The following is a 19,409-nucleotide window of genomic DNA, read 5'->3' as shown; positions in this document are numbered from 1 at the left end:
TCAACACTCAAAAAGGCTGCAGGCATAGCCCGCCGAAAAATAGCCGGGAATTGTACCTGATCCACGGCGCAAGCGTCACGTTCGCAGGTCAGACGGCACGTACAAAAACGCCCCGGTCTTGCGACAGGGGCGTTTCAGATGGCGGCGGAGTCAGGAAAAACCCTCGTTCAACCGGCCCGGCGCAACAGCCAGACGCCGGCCAAGGCGCAGACACCGGCCGGAATCAGCACCGCAAACAGCGGCGAGAAACCGAACACCAGGCTCGAAGGCCCCAGCAAATCCTGGACGATACGGAAGGTGAAGCCCACCAGGACGCCGGTGAACACACGCTGGCCGAGGGTCACCGAACGCAGAGGACCAAAGATGAAGGAAATCGCCATCAGTACCAGCGCCGCCGTCACCAGTGGCTGCAACACCTTGACCCAAAACGCCAGCCAGTAACGGCCATTGCTCAAGCCCTGATCCGCCAGATAGTGGATGTAACCCCACAATCCGCTGATCGACAGCGACTCGGGCGCCATGACCACGGTGTCCAGCAACTGCGGGCTCAGGGCAATATCCCAGCGCTCGACGGGGGTGGTGACCACTTCGGTGCTCTTGTCGTGGAACACCGTGGTCGTGACGTCGCCGAGTTGCCAGTGATCTTTGTCGAACTCGGCACGTTTGGCGAAGCTTGCCGACAACATGTGGCGTTCTTTATCGAAGCGATAACGCGTCACGCCGTACAGAATACCGTTGGGCTGCACGGAGTTGACGTGAATGAACTCGTCACCCTGGCGATGCCACAAGCCGTGCTTGGCGCTTTGCGCATCACCGCTGCCCTGGGCCAGCGAGCGATTGGCCTGCGCCGTGACTTCGGTGGCCGGCGCAACGTATTCGCCAATCACGACACCCACGACCATCAGGATCAGCATCGGCTTCATGACCGCCCAGACGATCCGACCGATCGACACGCCCGCGGCGCGCATGATGGTCAGTTCACTGTTGCTGGCCAGACTGCCGAGGCCAATCAGGCATCCGATCAGTGCCGCCATTGGCAACATGTCGTAAAGACGACGCGGGGCCGTGAGCAACACGTAACTGGAAGCATCCAGCAGCGTGTAGGTATCGCTGACCTCACCCATCTCGTCGATGAAGGCAAACAGCGTCGCCAGACCGAGAATGATCCCCAGTACCGCGAGGATGGCCATGAATACGCTGCTACCGATGTAGCGATCGAGCTTAACCACGGGCCACCTCCAGCGCGCTGCGGCGACTCGCCATCTTCAAGCGCAACGGCTCCCAGTAAAGCAACCCGAGACCAATGACCAGGAACAACCCGTGAACCCACCACAACCCCAGGGCATGTGGAATCTTGCCCTTGTCGAGAGCGCCGCGGGCGGCAATCAGGATGGTCAGGTAAGCCATATAAAGAAGAATCGCCGGCAGCAGCTTGAGGAAGCGGCCCTGACGCGGGTTGACCCGCGACAACGGCACCGCCATCAGGGTCACGATGAACACCAGCAGCGGCAGGGACAGACGCCATTGCAGCTCGGCGCGTGAACGTGGGTCTGTGTTGTCGAGCAAGGAACGGGTGCTCATTGCATCACGGTCGGTCACTTCGTCACTGACGTCCGGCTTTGGCAGCAATACCCCGTACTCGTCGTACTTGATCGCGCGATAGTCGGCCTGCCCCGGATTACCGTCATAGCGATAACCGTTGTCGAGAATCAGGTAGCGGTTGCCGTCCGGGCGGATTTCCTGGCGGCCCTTCTCGGCCACCAGCACGGAAATCCCGCGATCCTTCTGGTCAGAGTTGGTGTTCTTCTGCGAAATGAACACACCCGCCAGATTGACACGGTCATCGGTCAACTGCTCGGTATAGGTCACCCGGGTCCCGTCACGCAACGCCTGGAAGCGACCCGGCTCGAGGGTGTCGAACTCGGTCAGCGCATCCTGCTTGTTCAGCAGCAGCTGGAACTGATTGGCACCTTGTGGCGCCAGGCTCAGGCTCAGCCAGGCCACGACCAGCGCAACCAGCGTGGCTGGAAACAGGGTAATGACAAACAGGCGCTGCTGGCTCATGCCGGTGGCCGACAGCACGGTCATCTCGCTTTCGAGGTACAGGCGACCGTACGCCAGCAGGATCCCGAGAAACAGGCCCAGCGGCAGGATCAGCTGCAGGAAGCCCGGCAGGCGGAAGCCCATGATCAGGAACAGCGAGCCAGGATCCAGCAGGCCCGAGGCCGCCTGGGCGAGGTATTTGATGAAGCGCCCGCTCATGATGATGACCAGCAGCACGGCGCTGACGGCGCTCAAGGTCAACAGGACTTCGCGGGACAGATAACGGAAGACAATCAAACCAGACACTCCAGGGTTGTCAGGCTAAGGCGGCCAAACAAGCAAACGTATCAGACAGCCCGCAGGGCAGAGCCGCCGAAAAAGATGGCGCATTATCCTGTGATTGAGTGCGCCTGTCACTGCGCATGCTCAAGCTGGCGCTCAATGCGTTGAAGATCGTACAACCGAGGGTTGTCAGGCGCAGGGAGCGAGGTTCAAACTGCGGCCTTTGTCGCGGGCCGTGACCTGCGTCTTTCCATCTATACAAGCAAGCGTCTGTGCGTCGCCGTTTTGCCCACGCACGTTGACCATTATTCAGGGACCCGGACATGGAACTGGTTGTAAAAAGCGTTAGCCCAGAAACGTTGAAGACCGCCACGCTGGTCGTCGCCGTCGGCGAAGGCCGCAAGCTCGGCGCCGTGGCCAAACAGCTGGACGAACTGACTGGCGGTGCGATCAGCGCTGTGCTCAAGCGCGGCGACCTCGCCGGCAAAGTCGGCCAGAGCCTGTTGCTGCACAGCCTGCCGAACCTCAAGGCGGATCGCGTTCTGCTGGTAGGCGTGGGCAAGGACGAAGAGCTGGGCGACCGCCCGTTCCGCAAAATCATTGCCGGCGTCCTCAACACCCTGAAAGGCCTGGGCGGCACCGACGCCGTGCTGGCGCTGGACGAAATCGTGGTCAAGGGCCGCGACAGCTACGGCAAGACCCGCCTGCTGGCTGAAACCCTGGTGGACGGCGAATACACCTTCGACCAGTTCAAGAGCCAGAAAGCCGAACCTCGCGCCCTGAAGAAAGTCACCCTGCTGACCATCAAGGCTGCACAGGCTGAAGTCGAGCGCGCCGTGGCCCACGCCACCGCCATCGCCAACGGCATGGCCTTCACCCGTAACCTGGGCAACCTGCCGCCGAACATCTGCCACCCGACGTTCCTCGGCGAGCAAGCCAAGAACCTCGGCAAAGAATTCAAAACCCTGAAAGTCGAAGTCCTTGATGAGAAGAAGATCAAGGAACTGGGCATGGGTTCGTTCTACGCCGTGGGCCAGGGCAGCGCCCAGCCTCCGCGCCTGATCGTCATGCAATACAACGGCGGCAAGAAATCCGAGAAGCCCTACGCCCTGGTCGGCAAAGGCATCACCTTTGACACCGGCGGCATCAGCCTGAAGCCAGGCCTGGGCATGGATGAAATGAAGTACGACATGGGCGGCGCTGCCAGCGTGTTCGGCACCCTGCGTGCCGTGCTTGAGCTGAAACTGCCGATCAACCTCGTGTGCATCCTGGCCTGTGCCGAGAACATGCCGAGCGGCAACGCTTCGCGCCCGGGCGACATCGTCACCACCATGAGCGGCCAGACCGTGGAGATCCTCAACACCGACGCCGAAGGCCGCCTGGTGCTGTGCGATGCCCTGACCTACTCCGAACGCTTCAAGCCGCAAGCCGTGATCGACATCGCGACCCTGACCGGCGCTTGCGTCGTTGCCCTGGGCGCCCACACTTCGGGCCTGCTGGGTAACAACGACGAGCTGATCGGCCAACTGCTGAGCGCCGGCCAGACCGCTGACGACCGCGCCTGGCAATTGCCGCTGTTCGATGAGTACCAGGAGCAGCTGGACAGCCCGTTCGCCGACATCGCCAACATTGGCGGGCCGAAAGCCGGGACCATCACCGCTGCCTGCTTCCTGTCGCGCTTCACCAAGAACCTGAACTGGGCGCACCTGGACATCGCCGGCACCGCATGGACCAGCGGCGGCAAGGACAAGGGCGCCACTGGCCGTCCGGTTCCGTTGCTGACCCAATACCTGCTGGACCGCGCCAAAGCCTGAAACCGATGAACCGGGGTGGCGTCACTTTCGGGTGACGCCGTGCCTGGCTCAGGAACCGCAATGACCAAAGTCGACTTCTATATCCTGCCCAGCGCCGATCCTTCGGCACGGCTGGATTTCGCCTGCAAGCTCACCGAAAAAGCCTGGCGCATGGGCCACCGCATTTACCTGCACTGCAGCGATGTCGTCCAGCGCGACGACCTTGATGTGCGCCTCTGGGCGTTCAAGGGCGAAAGCTTCGTCCCTCATGGTCCCGCTGAAAGTGAACCGGACGGTTTGATTGTGCTGGGGCTCGGTGATGACTGCGGTCAGCACCAGGACCTGCTGGTCAATCTCGACCTGAAAGTGCCGGTATTCGCCAACAAATTCGCCCGCGTGGCGGAAGTGGTGGTGGAAGATCCGACGATTCGTGCGGCTGCGCGGGAGAGTTTCCGTTTCTACCGCGAACAGGGCTATCCTCTGCAAGACCACCGTTTACAGCGACTCTGAGCATTCCGATGGACACTCCGAAACCGCAGCAAAAGTCCGCGCACCTGCTGGACGACCTCGAGTCGATCCGCCAACTGCTCGGCGATGACAACCTGCAACCACCGCTGCTGACCGACACGGTCATCGACGGCGATCAGGAACAGATTCCCATGTTGTTCGAGCCTGTCGGCACTGCGCCGCAGCCGGTCGAACCGACACCACCGCCCGCTGCTGCCGCGCATCCCTCGCCGGCGGCCAGCAAAGGCCCCGACGCCCTGCTGCATCTGGACAGCGAACTGCGCGCTGCTGCGATGCTGATCATGCAAGACGTGATTGACGACTTCGCCCCGCATATTGAAACCGAGATCAAACGTCGCCTTGAAGCACGGATGGAGCGGCTTCTCAGCCAATACGAATAACACCACCATTCCAATGTGGGAGCGGGCGTTTGTGGCGAGGGGGCTTGCCCCCGTTGGAGCGCGCAGCGGTCCCGCTTTTTCGATCAGCGACACCGCATGCTTAGGTTTTGCGACTGCTCCGCAGCCGAACGGGGGCAAGCCCCCTCGCCACAGTCTAACGCCCACATTTGATCTGCGCCCTGTCCGCACCTGCTCGCCCTCTGCCCCATGCCCCGCTATACTTGCCGGCTTTTCCTGAATAAATGCCAATAGGGTCCCGCCGCGCATGGATAAGACCTACCAGCCGCACGCCATTGAAACTTCCTGGTACAACACCTGGGAGTCTGAGAATTACTTCGCCCCGCAAGGCGCGGGCGAGTCCTACACCATCATGATCCCGCCGCCGAACGTCACCGGCAGCCTGCACATGGGTCACGGTTTCAACAACGCGATCATGGACGCCCTGATCCGTTTCCGTCGCATGCAGGGTCGCAACACCCTGTGGCAGCCGGGCACCGACCACGCCGGTATCGCCACGCAAATGCTGGTGGAGCGTCAACTCGAAGCCAAGGGCCAGAGCCGCCACGACCTGGGTCGCGAGAAATTTCTCGAGAAAATCTGGGAATGGAAGGATGAATCCGGCGGCAACATCAGCCGTCAGATCCGTCGCCTCGGCTCGTCCGTAGACTGGAGCCGTGAGCGCTTCACCATGGATGACGGCCTCTCGGAATCGGTAAAAGAAGCCTTCGTGCGCCTGCATGAAGACGGCCTGATCTACCGCGGCAAGCGCCTGGTCAACTGGGACACCAAGTTGCACACGGCGATTTCCGACCTTGAAGTGGAAAACCACGACGAGAAAGGTTTCCTGTGGAACCTCAAATACCCGCTGGCCGACGGCGTCAAAACCGCGGAAGGCAATGATTACCTGATCGTCGCGACCACTCGCCCGGAAACCATGCTCGGCGACTCCGCCGTCGCGGTTAACCCGAACGACGAACGCTACAAAGCCCTGATCGGCAAATTTGTCGAGCTGCCGCTGGTCGGCCGCCGCATCCCGATCATCGCCGACGATTATTGCGACCCTGAATTCGGCACCGGCTGCGTGAAAATCACCCCGGCCCACGATTTCAACGACTACGAAGTCGGCAAGCGCCACAACCTGCCGCTGCTGAACATCTTCGACAAGAACGCCGCCGTACTGCCGGCCTGTCAGGTATTCAACCTCGACGGCACGCTGAACGAGAGCATCGACGGCAAGATCCCGGCCGAATACGCCGGCCTCGACCGTTTCGAAGCCCGCAAGCAAATTGTGGCTGCATTCGACGCCGCCGGCCTGCTGGTCAGCGTCAACGACCACGCCCTGAAAGTGCCGAAAGGCGACCGCTCCGGCACGATTATCGAGCCGTGGCTGACCGACCAGTGGTACGTGTCGACCAAGCCGTTGGCCGAGCCAGCCATTGCCGCCGTTGAAGATGGCCGCATCCAGTTCGTGCCCAAGCAATACGAAAACATGTACTTCTCGTGGATGCGCGACATCCAGGATTGGTGCATCAGCCGTCAGTTGTGGTGGGGCCACCGGATTCCGGCCTGGTACGACGAGTCGGGCAAGGTCTACGTCGGTCGCGACGAAGCCGAAGTGCGCGCCAAGAACAACCTCGGTCCGGACGTTGCGTTGCAACAGGATAATGACGTTCTCGACACCTGGTTCAGTTCGGGTCTGTGGACGTTCTCGACGCTCGGCTGGCCTGAGCAGACCGAATTCCTGAAGAAATTCCACTCCACCGATGTGCTGGTGACCGGTTTCGACATCATTTTCTTCTGGGTCGCCCGGATGATCATGCTCACCATGCATTTGGTGAAGAACGAAGACGGCACGCCGCAGGTTCCGTTCAAGACCGTTTATGTGCACGGTCTGGTACGTGATGGCCAAGGCCAGAAGATGTCCAAGTCCAAGGGCAACGTCCTGGACCCGCTGGACATCATCGACGGCATCGAACTGGAAGAGCTGGTGCAGAAACGCACCTCCGGCCTGATGCAGCCGAAACTGGCGAAGAAGATCGAGAAGCAGACCCGCGACGAGTTCGCCGACGGTATCGCCAGTTATGGCACCGACGCCCTGCGCTTCACCTTCTGCTCGCTGGCGTCCACCGGTCGTGACATCAAGTTCGACATGGGCCGCGTTGAAGGCTATCGCAACTTCTGTAACAAGATCTGGAACGCCGCGCGTTATGTTCTGGACAAGGGCGAAGACTGTGGCCAGAACGGCGAAGCCTACGAACTGTCGCTGGCGGATCGCTGGATCATCTCGCAGCTGCAACGCACCGAAGCCGAAGTGACTCGTCAACTCGACCAGTTCCGTTTCGACCTGGCGGCACAAGCCTTGTACGAGTTCATCTGGAACCAGTATTGCGACTGGTACCTGGAACTGTCCAAGCCTGTGCTGTGGGACGAAAACGCTCCGGTCGAGCGTCAGCGCGGCACCCGCCGTACGCTGGTTCGCGTTCTGGAAGTGGCGTTGCGCCTGGCACACCCGTTCATGCCGTTCATCACCGAAGAAATCTGGCAGCGCATCGCGCCGCTGGCCGGTATTCAGGGCAAGACGATCATGCTGCAACCTTGGCCAGTGGCCAATGAAGAGCGCATCGATCCGGCCGCCGAAGACGACATCGAATGGCTCAAGGAACTGATGCTCGGCACGCGTAACATCCGTGGCGAAATGAACATTGGTCCGGGCAAGCCGCTGCCGATCTACCTGAAGAACGTCAGCGCCGAAGATCAGCGTCGTCTCACCGAGAACGAAGCCCTGCTGAAGAAGCTGGCTCGCCTCGAATCCATCACTGTATTGGCTGCCGGTGAAGAAGCACCGCTGTCCGCCACCGCACTGGTTGGCGAGATGGAAGTGCTGGTACCGATGGCCGGCCTGATCGACAAGGACGCCGAACTGGCGCGCCTGGACAAGGAAATCCTGCGCTTGCAGGGCGAAGTCCAGCGTGTGGGTGGCAAGCTGTCCAACGCTGGTTTCGTCGACAAGGCTCCGGCTGAAGTCATCGAGAAAGAACGCGCCAAACTGGCTGAAGCTGAACAGGCTTTGGGCAAGCTGGCTGAGCAGCATGCGCGAATTGCCAGTCTGTAACGGCACATCGCCATGAACGAGGGAGGCCCGCAACGGCCTCCCTTTTTTGTGCCTGCCCCTTCCCCCAAACACCTCAAATCCCCTGTGGGAGCGGGCTTGCTCGCGAAGGCGGCGTTCATTCAACATTGATGTCGACTGACACCCCGCCTTCGCGAGCAAGCCCGCTCCCACATTTGATCGGCGTTGTCCGCACTTTTGTCATCAATACCGAGCCGATGTGGGACAATACCCGCCACTTTTAGCCATACCCGAATCGACAACGCCCATGAACGCCCCCCGCACACCAAAACCTGCGCGTAAAAAGCCTGATACCGCCACCCCGGCCAAAGCCGTGGAACCGCGTGAAAAGGCTAGCCTGCACCCGCGCAACCGCCATCAGGGTCGCTACGACTTCCCGGCACTGATCAAAACCACGCCGGAACTGGCGAAGTTTGTGATCATCAACCCGTACGGCAAGGAAAGCATCGACTTCGCCAGCCCCGATGCGGTGCGTGTGTTCAACCGGGCGTTGCTCAAGTCGTTTTATGGCATCGCGCATTGGGACATCCCGGCCGATTACCTCTGCCCACCGGTTCCGGGGCGTGCCGACTACGTGCACTTCCTCGCCGACCTGTTGGCCAGCGTCAACGACGGCGAAATCCCTCGCGGCGCGCCGGTCAAGGTGCTCGACATCGGCATGGGCGCCAACTGCGTCTATCCGTTGATCGGCTACAGCGACTACCGCTGGCACTTCCTCGGTTCGGAAATCGACCCGACGGCCGTGGCCGCCGCCAAAGCCATCGTGCAGTCCAACGGTCTGAACAAAGCCATTCAGTTGCGTCAGCAAAGCAATCCCAAGCACATCCTGCTGGGCCTGCTGGAACCGGGTGAACGCTTTGACCTGACCATGTGCAACCCGCCGTTCCACGCCTCGATGGACGAAGCGACCAAGGGCAGCGAACGCAAATGGCGCGCCCTGGGCCGTGCCGACCCGAAACGAAAATTGCCGGTGCTGAACTTTGGCGGTCAATCGGCTGAGCTGTGGTGTGAAGGCGGCGAAGCGCGGTTTGTGACGCAACTGATCGCCGAAAGTGCGAGTTTCCAGCACAAAGTGCTGTGGTTCAGCACCCTGGTCTCGAAGGCCTCGAACCTGCCTGCGATCCAGACTGCGCTGAAAAAAGCCGGCGTGCTGGAAAGCCAGGTGGTGGAAATGTCCCAGGGTCAGAAGCAGAGCCGCTTCGTGGCCTGGACCTTCCAGACCAAATCCGAGCAGCAGGTCTGGCGCGAGCGCTGGGCGCGCAAAAGCTAATTCAGATCAACTGTGGGAGCGGGCTTGCTCGCGAAGGCGGGGTGTCAGTCGACATCAATGTTGAATGTAACGCCGCCTTCGCGAGCAAGCCCGCTCCCACATTGGTAACAGGGTGTTTGCGGGTAAATCGCAGACACAAAAAAACCGTGCCCGGATTGCTCCGGAGCACGGTTTTTTTTTAACAAGTCTTACTTGTTAACAGCGTCGGTCAGGCCTTTGGCCACAACCAGCTTGATAACTTTCTTGGCAGCGATTTCGATGGCAGCGCCAGTCGAAGGGTTACGGCCAGTACGGGCAGGACGCTCAGTCACTTTCAGTTTGCCGATACCTGGCAGAGTGATTTCGCCGCCGTTTTCCAGCTGATCAGCAACGATTTGGCCCAGTTGGTCCAGAGCGTTACGCGCGGTGGTTTTTGGCGCGTCGATAGCTTCAGCGATGTCGGCGATCAGTTGGTCTTTAGTAAGAGCCATGTAGTGTTCCTTCCCTATCAAATTCATATGGATTGCAGAGTGCAGTGTCAGCCATCGAGCCCGATCTTCTGGATCTGGCACCCTCGGCCAATAACCACTGGATCGGGGTTATAGATACCGAAATCAGGGTTTGGTTCGACCTGACAAATGCTGAATGCACGCTTAACGCAGTGACTTCGCGCAAGACGGGGCAAAACTAGCACAGAGACGGGGAAATATCCGCCTCTAGCTACCCATTTGGTCAGCTTTATTGCTCTAAAACGGGAAAAAACTGCATAAGCGCCGCCGGTCACCCCGGATTTACCCTTCATGCCGCGCCAAAACCAGTGGTTGCGGTACACTTGGCACTTTTTCGGGGAGCACGCCCTCCTCTCTTCAATCAGCCGAGAAGCCCATGCCGATCCGTCATTGCATCGTCCACCTGATCGACAAAAAACCCGACGGCACACCTGCAGTTCTTCACGCCCGCGACTCTGAACTCGCCGAGTCGAGCGCGATCGAGAACATGCTTGCCGACCTCAACGAGAGCTATAACGCCAAACAAGGCAAGGCCTGGGGTTTCTTCCATGCCGAATCCGGCGCGCATCCGTTCAGCGGCTGGCTGAAGGAATACTTCGAGGGTGGCAAGGATTTCACGGCGTTCAGCCGGGTGGCGGTGGAACATCTGCAAAAGCTGATGGAAGAGTCGAACCTCTCGGTGGGCGGCCACGTGCTGTTCGCGCATTACCAGCAGGGCATGACCGATTACCTGGCGATCGCGCTCCTGCACCACAGTGAAGGCGTTGCAGTGACCGATCAGCTGGACGTGACCCCGTCCCGTCACCTGGATCTAGGCCAATTGCACCTGGCCGCGCGGATCAACGTGTCCGAGTGGCAGAACAACAAACAGTCCAAGCAATACATTTCGTTCATCAAAGGCAAGAACGGAAAAAAAGTTTCGGAGTATTTCCGCGACTTCATCGGCTGCCAGGAAGGCGTCGACGGCCCGGGCGAAACCCGCACCCTGCTCAAGGCCTTCAGTGACTTCGTGGAAAGCGAAGATCTGCCGGAAGAGTCCGCCCGCGAAAAGACCAAGACCCTGGTCGATTACGCCAGCAGCCAGGCCAAGCTCGGCGAGCCTATGGGCCTGGAAGAACTCTCGGAGCTGATCGACGAAGAACGCCCGAAAGCGTTCTACGATCACATCCGCAACAAGGATTACGGCCTGTCGCCAGAGATTCCGGCGGACAAACGCACCCTGAATCAATTCCGCCGCTTCACAGGCCGTGCGGAAGGCCTGTCCATCAGCTTTGAAGCGCACCTGCTGGGCTCGAAGATCGAGTATGACGAAGAAGCCGGCACGCTGATCATCAAGGGCCTGCCGACTCAGTTGACCGACCAGCTCAAGCGACGTAACTGATGCTGAACGGCATCCTCAAGAAATTCCTGCTGATCCTGCTGGTGGTCGTGGTTTACCAGAACTGGGGCAAGATCGAGCGGGTGTTCAATCCTTCGCAGGTCGTGTCCGAGCAGACGCAGGCCAAGGCCAACGTCGTGCTCTATGCCACCGACTGGTGTGGCTACTGCAAACTGACCCGGCGCTTTCTCGATCAGAAGGGCATTCCGTACAAGGAATTCGATATCGAGAAAGATACCGAGGCGCGCACGGCGTATGAGGCGTTGGGGGGTGGCGGGATTCCGATCATCGACGTGAACGGGACACTGATTCGCGGGTATGACCCGGACGCAATCCTTGCCGCACTGAAATAACTTATCCAATCCCTGTGGCGAGGGAGCTTGCTCCCGCTGGACTGCGAAGCGGCCCCAGCATTCCAATGGCTAAACCTCACCATTAGGATTTACGACTGCTGCGCAGCCGAACGGGGGCAAGCCCCCTCGCCACAGGGAAGTTGGGCGTCAGTGTTTTTCGATGCGGAACCCAAAGCGCGGAAAGTGCACATGCACCACGCCACCGCGTTCGTCTTCACGGCGCAGGATCAATTCCTCGCTGCCCGCAAACAGCAATTCACCCACCACCGGATCAACCCCGTAATCGATGGCCGCAATCTTCACCTGCTGGCCAGGCTCAAACCCGTTCGGTTCTTCGAACTGCTCATTCGGCAATGCAGCCGGCGTAGCATTACGCGCCACCTCCAGCGCCTCCGCGGACGTCATCTCGCTGGACGCACCATGGCCGAAGCCCATCACCCGCCCGAACCAGGCCGACACAGCCGGATAGGCATCAACCAGTGGTGAAGTCACCGGCGTCGCCTTGAGAAACCACAGCGAATGGGCCAGGGCAAAGTCGGCAATCGATGGCTCGCCAAACAGGAAATCACCCTGCTCGCGCTGCAGCTGTTGCTCCAGCCGCGTCATGATCGTCGGCCATTGATGTTTCGCCTGCTCGGCGGACAGCCTGGAAGCGCTGCCACCGCTGAACAGCCCGGCGCGATCGGCGAGGAATGCCTTGATCGCTTCCGGCGACAATTTGCCGAAACGCACCGCTACCGATTCCGGCTGAAACACCAGGCTGACTGCATGCTGGAACACCACCGAATCAGCCCAGGCTGCAAAGGTCGCGGCAATCATTTCCTGGCCTTCCGGGAAAAACGCCGGCAAGGCTTTTTCCTGATCCAGGCGACGAGCAATCAACGACGTATCGCAATAGATGTCCGCGCCGATCTGCAACACCGGCGTCCTGCGATAGCCACCGGTCAGTGCAGTCAGATCGGGCTTTGGCATCACCGGCGAGATGTGCACCGAGCGCCAGGACAGTCCCTTGAAGCCCAACAACAGGCGGGCCTTTTCGGCAAAAGGGGACGTCGGGTAATGATGAAGAATCAACTCGGACATGCTCGGCTCCGCCGCACGGATAAGGAATCCGCAGCTTAGCGCGCAATCGACAAGCGGCCTACAGATCTGCCTGATGGGCACTTATCAGTCAGGTTGATAAGCCCGCAGCGGCGCTCGCGACCAGACATTCCTTGGCGCTTTTCCGAAGTTTTTTGATCAGCCGTTCCTGCCGCAGCGCTTCGCTTTTATCGCGACAGATTTCTGTGTAGACGAGCGCCACGGCCGGGCTGGAGAGGAAGAACCGCGCCCCCTTGCCGCTCTGGTGAGTGGCGAAGCGCCGCACGGGGTCGTCGCTGATGCCGCAGTAAAGCGAACCATTGGCCGCGCGAACGAGGTAGACGAACCAGGGTTTGCTGACGGGCAGCACCGGTTCGGCGGCAATGTCAGAAGATTCGCTCAGGGTGCTCATGTGACGATCATGACTTGTAGGAAACAAGCCGCGATCTTATCAGCGACTGGCCTGGAATGCCTTCAGCCCCTTGAGGGCTTGAGCACGAACGGCGTTTCTGACCAGAGGCGTCCACCCCAGAATCAGCCCTTTGAAACCCAGCGCCTGCCGCGACCAGGCCCACAGGTCGAAGCTGTCGTGGTGCTCGCAAATCTTGCCGTCGCGAAACACGAAGCGCGCCTGAATGTCGTTGACCACAATGTTGCCGGTCTGGCTGAACAGATACGTCGCGACCCAGTGCGCACCGCCGGTGCGTTCGTCGGCCCGCACGTTGTCGAAGGTCAGGGAAAAGTCCTTGGCCCGAGTGGTGAGCATGCGCCACATGTCGCCGGCATCACGACCGCGCAGTTCGCCGAATGCCGGATCACTGAACACCACATCGTCGGTGTAACAGGCACTCATGGCCTCGGCATCCAGCCGCTGGAAGGCTTGGTAGAACTGGGTGATCAATGCGCGGTGGGCATCACTCATGGGCAGGCTCCGGACGTTTGAAGGATTGCCTGCACGATAGTCTGCAAACATGGGGAAGACCATGGGCATTCGTGGCGAGAATATCGGGACTGCCCCAGTGCATTGCGAACCTAATGCACCATGCCACTCTCACGGGCATAGGCAAAAAGGTCCACATCCGTGGAAATGCCCAGCCGCTGCATCGCCATGCTTTTCTGTTTGCTGATGGTCGAAACGCTGCGTTTGAAGTGACCAGCGATCTCACTGACGGTCATGCCACTGGCGAGCATTCTGACCACTTCATGCTCTTTTGCGGAAAGCACAGCGGAACTCGACTGACCCTGCGCGTCTGCCTGAAGCAGCGCGGTGCGCAACAACTCGCTGATATAACGGCGCCCTTCACCCACCGATTTGATCGCCAGGGGCAGTTCCTTTGCCGACGCGCCTTTGTCGATGATTGCCACCACGCCCAGTGCGAACGCCGCCCTCAGCGTGGTGACGCTGGCAAACATCGTGACCAGAATGATCGGCATCGTCGGGTAGCCACGTCGCACCCGGCTCAGCATTTTCAGCCCATCGGCCTGCAAGTTGCCCGGCATGCAAAAGTCGGTAATTAACAGATCACAAGGCGTCGTGCACAGCAGACTCAACAGACTGTCGGGACCCTCCGCCTCCCCTACCACCACACATGTCCGGTTCAGATCGACGAGCATTCGCATGCCGATACGAACGACCGGATGGTCGTCAGCAATGATTACGCGCATTGTCGGATTTATCCTGTTTGGTGACTGGAATGCGCGAAAAATAGCGCCGTCCGAGTCCTACCACAACGCCCTTTCCCGAGCGTAAAACCACCTCACCCAATGGAATCGGGAGCCTGGTCTTTCTCCTATGAAACAAAAAGAACCGCCCTACATTTACAAGCTACATCGGCCACACAGAAGGACTACAGACAACGCGATGCAGGAGAGCGATTTGTAGCCCGCAACGCGCTTTCTTACACCAGTCCCTCCGTTTTCGTATTAGTTGCATTCCGCATGGCGACCTCGACCGATAGATTGCGCCCTGTCCGTATAGGGCAACTCCCAATCATCGCTCATCAAGGAAGAGCCATACATGAACAAGCGTTTATCCCTTCTGACCGCGGCCTTGCTGCTGACCGTTTCCTCATCCGCCTTTGCCGCCTCCAGCACGGACCTGACGGTGAAAGGTCTGATCACTCCGAATGCATGCACGCCAGTACTGGCCGGGGGCGGCATCGCCGATCACGGCAAGTTTTCCGTACAAGACCTCAATCCCGACAAACACACTTACTTGCCTGAAATAATCATGCAAATGACAGTGAGCTGCGATGCGGCTACGCCGTTTGCCATAAACCCGATTGATAACCGTGCAGGCACGAGCACTGCGGGCAATTACTTTGGCCTGGGGCTGATCAATACCAACGAAAAGCTGGGCCACTTTCGCGTTATTCCGCGCAATGTGATGGCGGACGGCACCCACGCTCAAGCCATTCTCTCCACTGATGGCGGCGAGACCTGGCTTAAGGAAGGGTCGACAGCATTCTGGGGGGCCAACAACATCTGGAGTGTCAGTGCTCTGGGTGCCGACATTGCTCCAATCGCGATGAAGGATTTGAGCCTTGATTTACGTGTGCGTACCGGTATCGCCCCCACCAACAGCCTGACCCTGACCGATGAAGTCACACTCGACGGCTCCGCAACCCTCCAGATCAAATACCTGTAACCCTCCGTCATCAACGGGCAACGCCCGACACACGGCGTTGCCCGCCCACTCAAAGGACGACCCATCATGGAAAGATGCTCCTTCGCTCTATTGGCTCCACTGTTATTCGTCTGTGCCCCCATGGCCCTCGCCTCCAGCAGTACAGAGTTGAGCGTCACCGGCCTGATCACCCCCAGCGCCTGCACACCCAGCCTGTCCGGCGGCGGCATCGTCGACCATGGCAAAGTCACGGTGAAAGACCTGAGACCGGACCAACCCACGGCCCTGGAAAACGGCACGCTGTATCTGGAGGTGAATTGCGATGGCGCCACGCCGTTTACCCTGACGACGATCGACAACCGCGAAGGCACTTCCGCCATCCACCCCAATAGTCACGGGCTGGGCGTCATCAACGACGATCAGAACCTGGGCAGCGTTGCACTGGGCCTGTTCGATACGGTGGCCGATGGGGTTGCGGTGAAAACCATCATTTCCCTCAACGACGGTGCTACTTGGCGAGTGTCCTCCTACCTGGGGCACGCTGGCCGGACCGCGTTCGCGGCATTGAACGACCTCGGCACACCGATCGCCATCAAGAATTTGCGCGCACGGCTCACGGCGTTCACCACCATCGTGCGCGCAAATGACCTGACGCTGACCGATGAAATCCCCATCGACGGGTACGTCACCGTGCAACTGAATTACTGATCGACCGGTGTTCCCGGCTCCATTTTTTTTGAACATTCAACGAGACACGTCATGACGATGTTTTCCAAAGTCACCCGTCATCTGTTCCATTCAGGCATCGGCGCATTCGCCCTGCTGCTGAGCGCACACGCCGAGGCCGACGGCATGGTGCCGAACACTTCGGTGGTTATCGTCAACGAGGCCGATGGAGAAGCGTCCGTGTCCGTGACCAACACCGATTCCAACCTGGCGTTGATGCACGTCACCCTCGAAGACATTGCCGAAGACCGTGAGTCTCTGGTGTTCGTGACGCCACCACTGGCGCGTGTCGAAGCGGGTAAAACTCAATTGGTGCGGTTCATTCTGCAATCGGAAAAACCCCTGCTCACTCAGCGTTTGAAACGGGTGATCTTTGAAGGCATCCCCCAGGGCAAAGCCCCCGCCGAGGCCGGTCAGGCACGGGTCGGCGTGACTGTGCGGCAGAATTTGCCGGTGATCCTGCACCCCAAAGGCCTGGCCCCCAATCGCACGCCATGGACCGACCTGCAATGGTCGCTGAAGGACGGTCAACTGACCGTGCGCAACGACACGCCTTATGTGGTGCGTCTGGGCCAGGAAGTGCAATTGTTGCCGGCGGCGGGCAACGCGATGCTGCCGAAAACCTACGTGCTGCCCGGTGAGCACATCAGCATCAAGGTCGCCGAGGGCGCCGCCACGCAGGTGCGTTTTCAACCGGCGACGGTCTACGGCTTTGCAGTGCCGCATTACGAGGCGCCCATCAAGTCCTGAACCACCCTGACGGCGTCCTCGAGGAACGATGAGCGCCAATGTTTCAGGCGACGGCTACTTGGCCGTTGCCAGAGGCGCCCCTGTAACCGCACGCCGCAATAACCCAAGTGATCCTGATGAACACAGTATCGAATTACCGTGATGGCGAAGCCGTGCCCGTTATTCGGGTCGGCGCTCGCCCTCATCCATGGCAGCGAACCACATTGGCGTTGCTGCTGAGCAACGCGCTGATGATGTTCGACGCCTACGGTGAAGTGTCGATGCCCGCGTCGTTCGACAAAGACACATTACTGCAGCGCGGTATCGATCCGGCGCTGGCGACGCTGCTGATGCAGGCACCGCAGTTCACGGCCGGCCGCCACCCGGTCACGCTCATCGTCAACGGCCAGCGTCATGGCCGGGTCAATATCACATTCGATCGCGAAGGTGCGCTGTGCTTCGATCGCGCACTGCTCGATGCAGCGAACCTGAAGGTGCCCGATCGTTTGCTGGACGATGGTCCATGCCACGATTTTCTTGGCAGCGCTTCTCAGACCGTCATCGAACCCGACCCCGCGAGCCTTGCCCTGTCGTTGATCGTGCCCACCGACGCAATACGCCCCAGTGCCCGGGATTTTTCCGGCTATCAAACCGGTGGTGTCGCCGGTTTGATCAACTACGACGTCACCGGTTTGCACAGCCGTTCCACCGACAGCACCAGCCGCTACGCCTCGGCCAACACCGAACTCGGCTTCAATGCCGGTGACTGGATCGTGCGCAGCCGTCAGGTGCAGACCTGGCAGGACGACGTGTCCACAACGACTCATATTGCGGCATACGCCCAGCGTACTTTCGCCAGCCAGGAAGCGGTGCTGCAGGCGGGTCAGATCAACCTCTACAACCCAGTTCTCGCCGGTGCGCAGATAACCGGCGTGCAAGTGCTGAATGAACAGGCACTGCAGGTCGAAGGGCAAAGCGCGGTCATTGAAGGGATCGCCAACAGTCAGGCCCAGGTCGAGGTCCGGCAAAACGGTTCACTGATCCATTCCACGGTGGTGCCCGCCGGCCCGTTCGCGCTCACCAACGTGCGGCGGCTCAACACGCGCTCCGACGTGGAAGTCACGATCAAGGAGACCGATGGCAGCGAGCGCCGTTTTACCGTGCCGGCCGCGATGTTGGGGGTCGGCTTGCCAGCGCCCGGATATTCGCTGGGCGCCGGTCAGGTGCGCAATGTCGGTGACGCGCAGGGTGGCGATCCCTGGGTTATCAGCGGCGGATGGAGCGGTGCGCTCACCCCGCAAGTGTTGCTCAGCGCCGGCCTCACCGGCGCCACCGACTATCGCGCGGCGGGTGCCGGCGTCGGCCTGTTGCCCTCGCCTGTTACCCAGGTGCAAGCCACGCTGACCGGCGCGGACGCCGTTGGTAAACAAAACAGTCAGGGACTTCAGGCTGACCTGAGCGTCTCGCACCGATTGAGCGATCAGTGGGCGCTCAATGCCGGCAGTTCTTACCGAACCAAGGGTTACCGTGAACTGGAAGAGGCGGTGTTCGTCAGCACGTCCGACAACAGCCAATCCCTTTACCGCGATCAGCAAAGCGCGGCCCTGTCATGGTCGCATCCATGGCTCGGCGCCTTCAGCAGCGGCTTCAGCCGGTCCAGTTCCTTCGACGGCCAAAGCAGCAGCCGCGCGCTCGCGTCATGGGGCACCAGCATCGCTGGCGTATCCATCTCGGCGACCGCCGAATGGCAGCTCAGCGGTTCGAACGGCAACGATGACAGCGTCTACCTGAACCTCAGCATTCCGCTGGGCGAAAACCGCCGGGCACGCAGCTGGGTACGCAGCTCCGCCGGCGAATTCCGTAGCGGCGTCGGCTTGAGTGAACAGGTCAACGATCAACTGGGTTACCGGGTTGGCGTCGAACACGACACGGGCGATAAACAGGTGCAATCCACGGCCGGCGTATCGCTGCTGCCGCGCTACACCCAGCTCGATCTCAATTACACCCGCACAGATGCCGAGCGCTCCAGCTACCAGGCCAGCGCTCGCGGTGGCGCCGTGCTGCACGGCGGTGGCGTGACGCTGTCGCCGTACCCGGTGAGCGACACCTTTGCGTTGCTGTCGGTCGGTGACATGGGCTCCATCAAAGTGTCGACGCCCAGCGGTCCGGTGTGGACTGACTGGCAAGGTCAGGCGGTGATCCCGCAAGTGACGGCTTACGGCAAAAGCCCGGTGGAAGTCGACACCAAAACCCTGCCCCGCAACGCCGACATTCACAACGGGCTGGCGGTAATTTCGGCCGGTCGCGGCGCCGTCGACAACGTTGAATTCGGCATCACGATGACCCGTCGGGCCTTGCTCAAGGCCACCACCGCCAACGGCGCGCCCCTGCCTCGCGGTGCCTCCGTGAACACCGCGGATGGCGAGTTCGTGACCCTGGTGCAGGACGGCGGTCTGGTGTTTTTACCCAACGCTCTCGACCGCCGTGCGCTGTGGATCAGCGCGCCGGGGCTGGAGCGTTGCGAGCTGCGTTTCGAACTGCCCACCGACGCCGACGCCAACGCGTACTACGAAACCGCCCCTGCCAAGTGCCGAGCCCTCTGA

The 19,409-nt window shown here is 60.3% G+C and carries 18 protein-coding genes; 11 read left to right on the top strand and 7 right to left on the bottom strand.

Features of this window, described 5'->3' with window-relative positions; all coding sequences use genetic code 11:
* Positions 1–167 precede the first annotated feature (167 nt).
* Together lptG and lptF are read right to left on the bottom strand one after the other, a co-directional pair.
* The gene (lptG, locus tag BK660_RS12930) at positions 168–1,229 is read right to left on the bottom strand and encodes an LPS export ABC transporter permease LptG (protein ID WP_123433616.1); all 1,062 of its coding nucleotides are present in this window, start codon (positions 1,227–1,229) and stop codon (positions 168–170) included.
* On the bottom strand, positions 1,222–2,340 hold the full coding sequence (gene lptF / locus BK660_RS12925; protein ID WP_123433615.1) for an LPS export ABC transporter permease LptF: 1,119 nt from the start codon (positions 2,338–2,340) through the stop codon (positions 1,222–1,224). The genes lptG and lptF overlap by 8 nt, the downstream gene beginning before the upstream one ends.
* A 308-nt stretch (positions 2,341–2,648) precedes the next feature.
* On the opposite strand from lptF, the gene BK660_RS12920 reads away from it, so the two are divergent.
* The 5 genes from BK660_RS12920 (at position 2,649) to rlmF (ending at position 9,426) form a co-directional block, all read left to right on the top strand.
* On the top strand, positions 2,649–4,139 hold the full coding sequence (locus BK660_RS12920; RefSeq protein ID WP_123433614.1) for a leucyl aminopeptidase: 1,491 nt from the start codon (positions 2,649–2,651) through the stop codon (positions 4,137–4,139).
* 60 nt (positions 4,140–4,199) lie between these two features.
* Positions 4,200–4,628, top strand: a complete 429-nt coding sequence (locus tag BK660_RS12915) for a DNA polymerase III subunit chi (RefSeq protein ID WP_123433613.1) — start codon at positions 4,200–4,202, stop codon at positions 4,626–4,628.
* A gap of 8 nt (positions 4,629–4,636) precedes the next feature.
* Entirely contained in the window at positions 4,637–5,026 is a 390-nt protein-coding gene (locus BK660_RS12910) for a DNA polymerase III subunit chi (protein WP_123433612.1), read from the top strand.
* A gap of 265 nt (positions 5,027–5,291) precedes the next feature.
* Positions 5,292–8,138: a valine--tRNA ligase gene (locus BK660_RS12905; RefSeq protein WP_123433611.1), complete on the top strand. Its 2,847-nt coding sequence runs from the start codon at positions 5,292–5,294 to the stop codon at positions 8,136–8,138.
* 265 nt (positions 8,139–8,403) lie between these two features.
* Entirely contained in the window at positions 8,404–9,426 is a 1,023-nt protein-coding gene (rlmF, locus tag BK660_RS12900) for a 23S rRNA (adenine(1618)-N(6))-methyltransferase RlmF (RefSeq protein ID WP_123433610.1), read from the top strand.
* A 188-nt stretch (positions 9,427–9,614) separates the two neighbouring features.
* Here rlmF and BK660_RS12895 read toward each other — a convergent pair whose 3' ends face one another.
* A complete protein-coding gene (locus BK660_RS12895) occupies positions 9,615–9,896 on the bottom strand; it encodes an HU family DNA-binding protein (RefSeq protein ID WP_007905514.1) in 282 nt (93 codons plus the stop codon).
* A 394-nt stretch (positions 9,897–10,290) separates the two neighbouring features.
* Between BK660_RS12895 and yejK the strand changes: the two genes are divergently transcribed.
* Positions 10,291–11,295 carry a nucleoid-associated protein YejK gene (yejK, locus tag BK660_RS12890; RefSeq protein ID WP_007944833.1) on the top strand — a complete coding sequence of 335 codons (1,005 nt, stop codon included), beginning with the start codon at positions 10,291–10,293 and terminating at the stop codon, positions 11,293–11,295.
* Complete coding sequence (locus BK660_RS12885) at positions 11,295–11,645, top strand: glutaredoxin family protein (RefSeq protein WP_123433609.1); 351 nt, start codon at positions 11,295–11,297, stop codon at positions 11,643–11,645. The genes yejK and BK660_RS12885 overlap by 1 nt, the downstream gene beginning before the upstream one ends.
* Positions 11,646–11,792: 147 nt before the next feature.
* Here the strand turns inward: BK660_RS12885 and BK660_RS12880 are convergent, their stop codons facing one another.
* From BK660_RS12880 to BK660_RS12865, 4 genes are all read right to left on the bottom strand, one after another.
* Positions 11,793–12,728 carry a glutathione S-transferase family protein gene (locus BK660_RS12880; protein WP_123433608.1) on the bottom strand — a complete coding sequence of 312 codons (936 nt, stop codon included), beginning with the start codon at positions 12,726–12,728 and terminating at the stop codon, positions 11,793–11,795.
* 88 nt (positions 12,729–12,816) lie between these two features.
* Positions 12,817–13,137, bottom strand: a complete 321-nt coding sequence (locus BK660_RS12875) for a GIY-YIG nuclease family protein (RefSeq protein WP_123433607.1) — start codon at positions 13,135–13,137, stop codon at positions 12,817–12,819.
* Between the two features lie 39 nt (positions 13,138–13,176).
* The gene (locus BK660_RS12870; protein ID WP_123433606.1) at positions 13,177–13,647 is read right to left on the bottom strand and encodes a nuclear transport factor 2 family protein; all 471 of its coding nucleotides are present in this window, start codon (positions 13,645–13,647) and stop codon (positions 13,177–13,179) included.
* 110 nt (positions 13,648–13,757) lie between these two features.
* Positions 13,758–14,390, bottom strand: coding sequence for a response regulator (locus tag BK660_RS12865; RefSeq protein ID WP_123433605.1), 633 nt, complete (start codon positions 14,388–14,390; stop codon positions 13,758–13,760).
* A 352-nt stretch (positions 14,391–14,742) separates the two neighbouring features.
* On the opposite strand from BK660_RS12865, the gene BK660_RS12860 reads away from it, so the two are divergent.
* The 4 genes from BK660_RS12860 (at position 14,743) to BK660_RS12845 (ending at position 19,409) form a co-directional block, all read left to right on the top strand.
* Complete coding sequence (locus tag BK660_RS12860; RefSeq protein ID WP_123433604.1) at positions 14,743–15,372, top strand: DUF1120 domain-containing protein; 630 nt, start codon at positions 14,743–14,745, stop codon at positions 15,370–15,372.
* Between the two features lie 66 nt (positions 15,373–15,438).
* Positions 15,439–16,059, top strand: coding sequence for a DUF1120 domain-containing protein (locus BK660_RS12855; protein WP_123433603.1), 621 nt, complete (start codon positions 15,439–15,441; stop codon positions 16,057–16,059).
* Positions 16,060–16,110: 51 nt separating this feature from the next.
* A complete protein-coding gene (locus tag BK660_RS12850; RefSeq protein WP_123433602.1) occupies positions 16,111–16,827 on the top strand; it encodes a fimbria/pilus chaperone family protein in 717 nt (238 codons plus the stop codon).
* Positions 16,828–16,943: 116 nt separating this feature from the next.
* Complete coding sequence (locus BK660_RS12845; protein WP_123433601.1) at positions 16,944–19,409, top strand: fimbria/pilus outer membrane usher protein; 2,466 nt, start codon at positions 16,944–16,946, stop codon at positions 19,407–19,409.

Origin of the sequence: Pseudomonas brassicacearum, from assembly GCF_003732265.1 — a bacterium.
GTDB classification, from domain to species: domain Bacteria; phylum Pseudomonadota; class Gammaproteobacteria; order Pseudomonadales; family Pseudomonadaceae; genus Aquipseudomonas; species Aquipseudomonas brassicacearum_D.
This window is presented reverse-complemented; position numbering and strand designations above follow the sequence as displayed.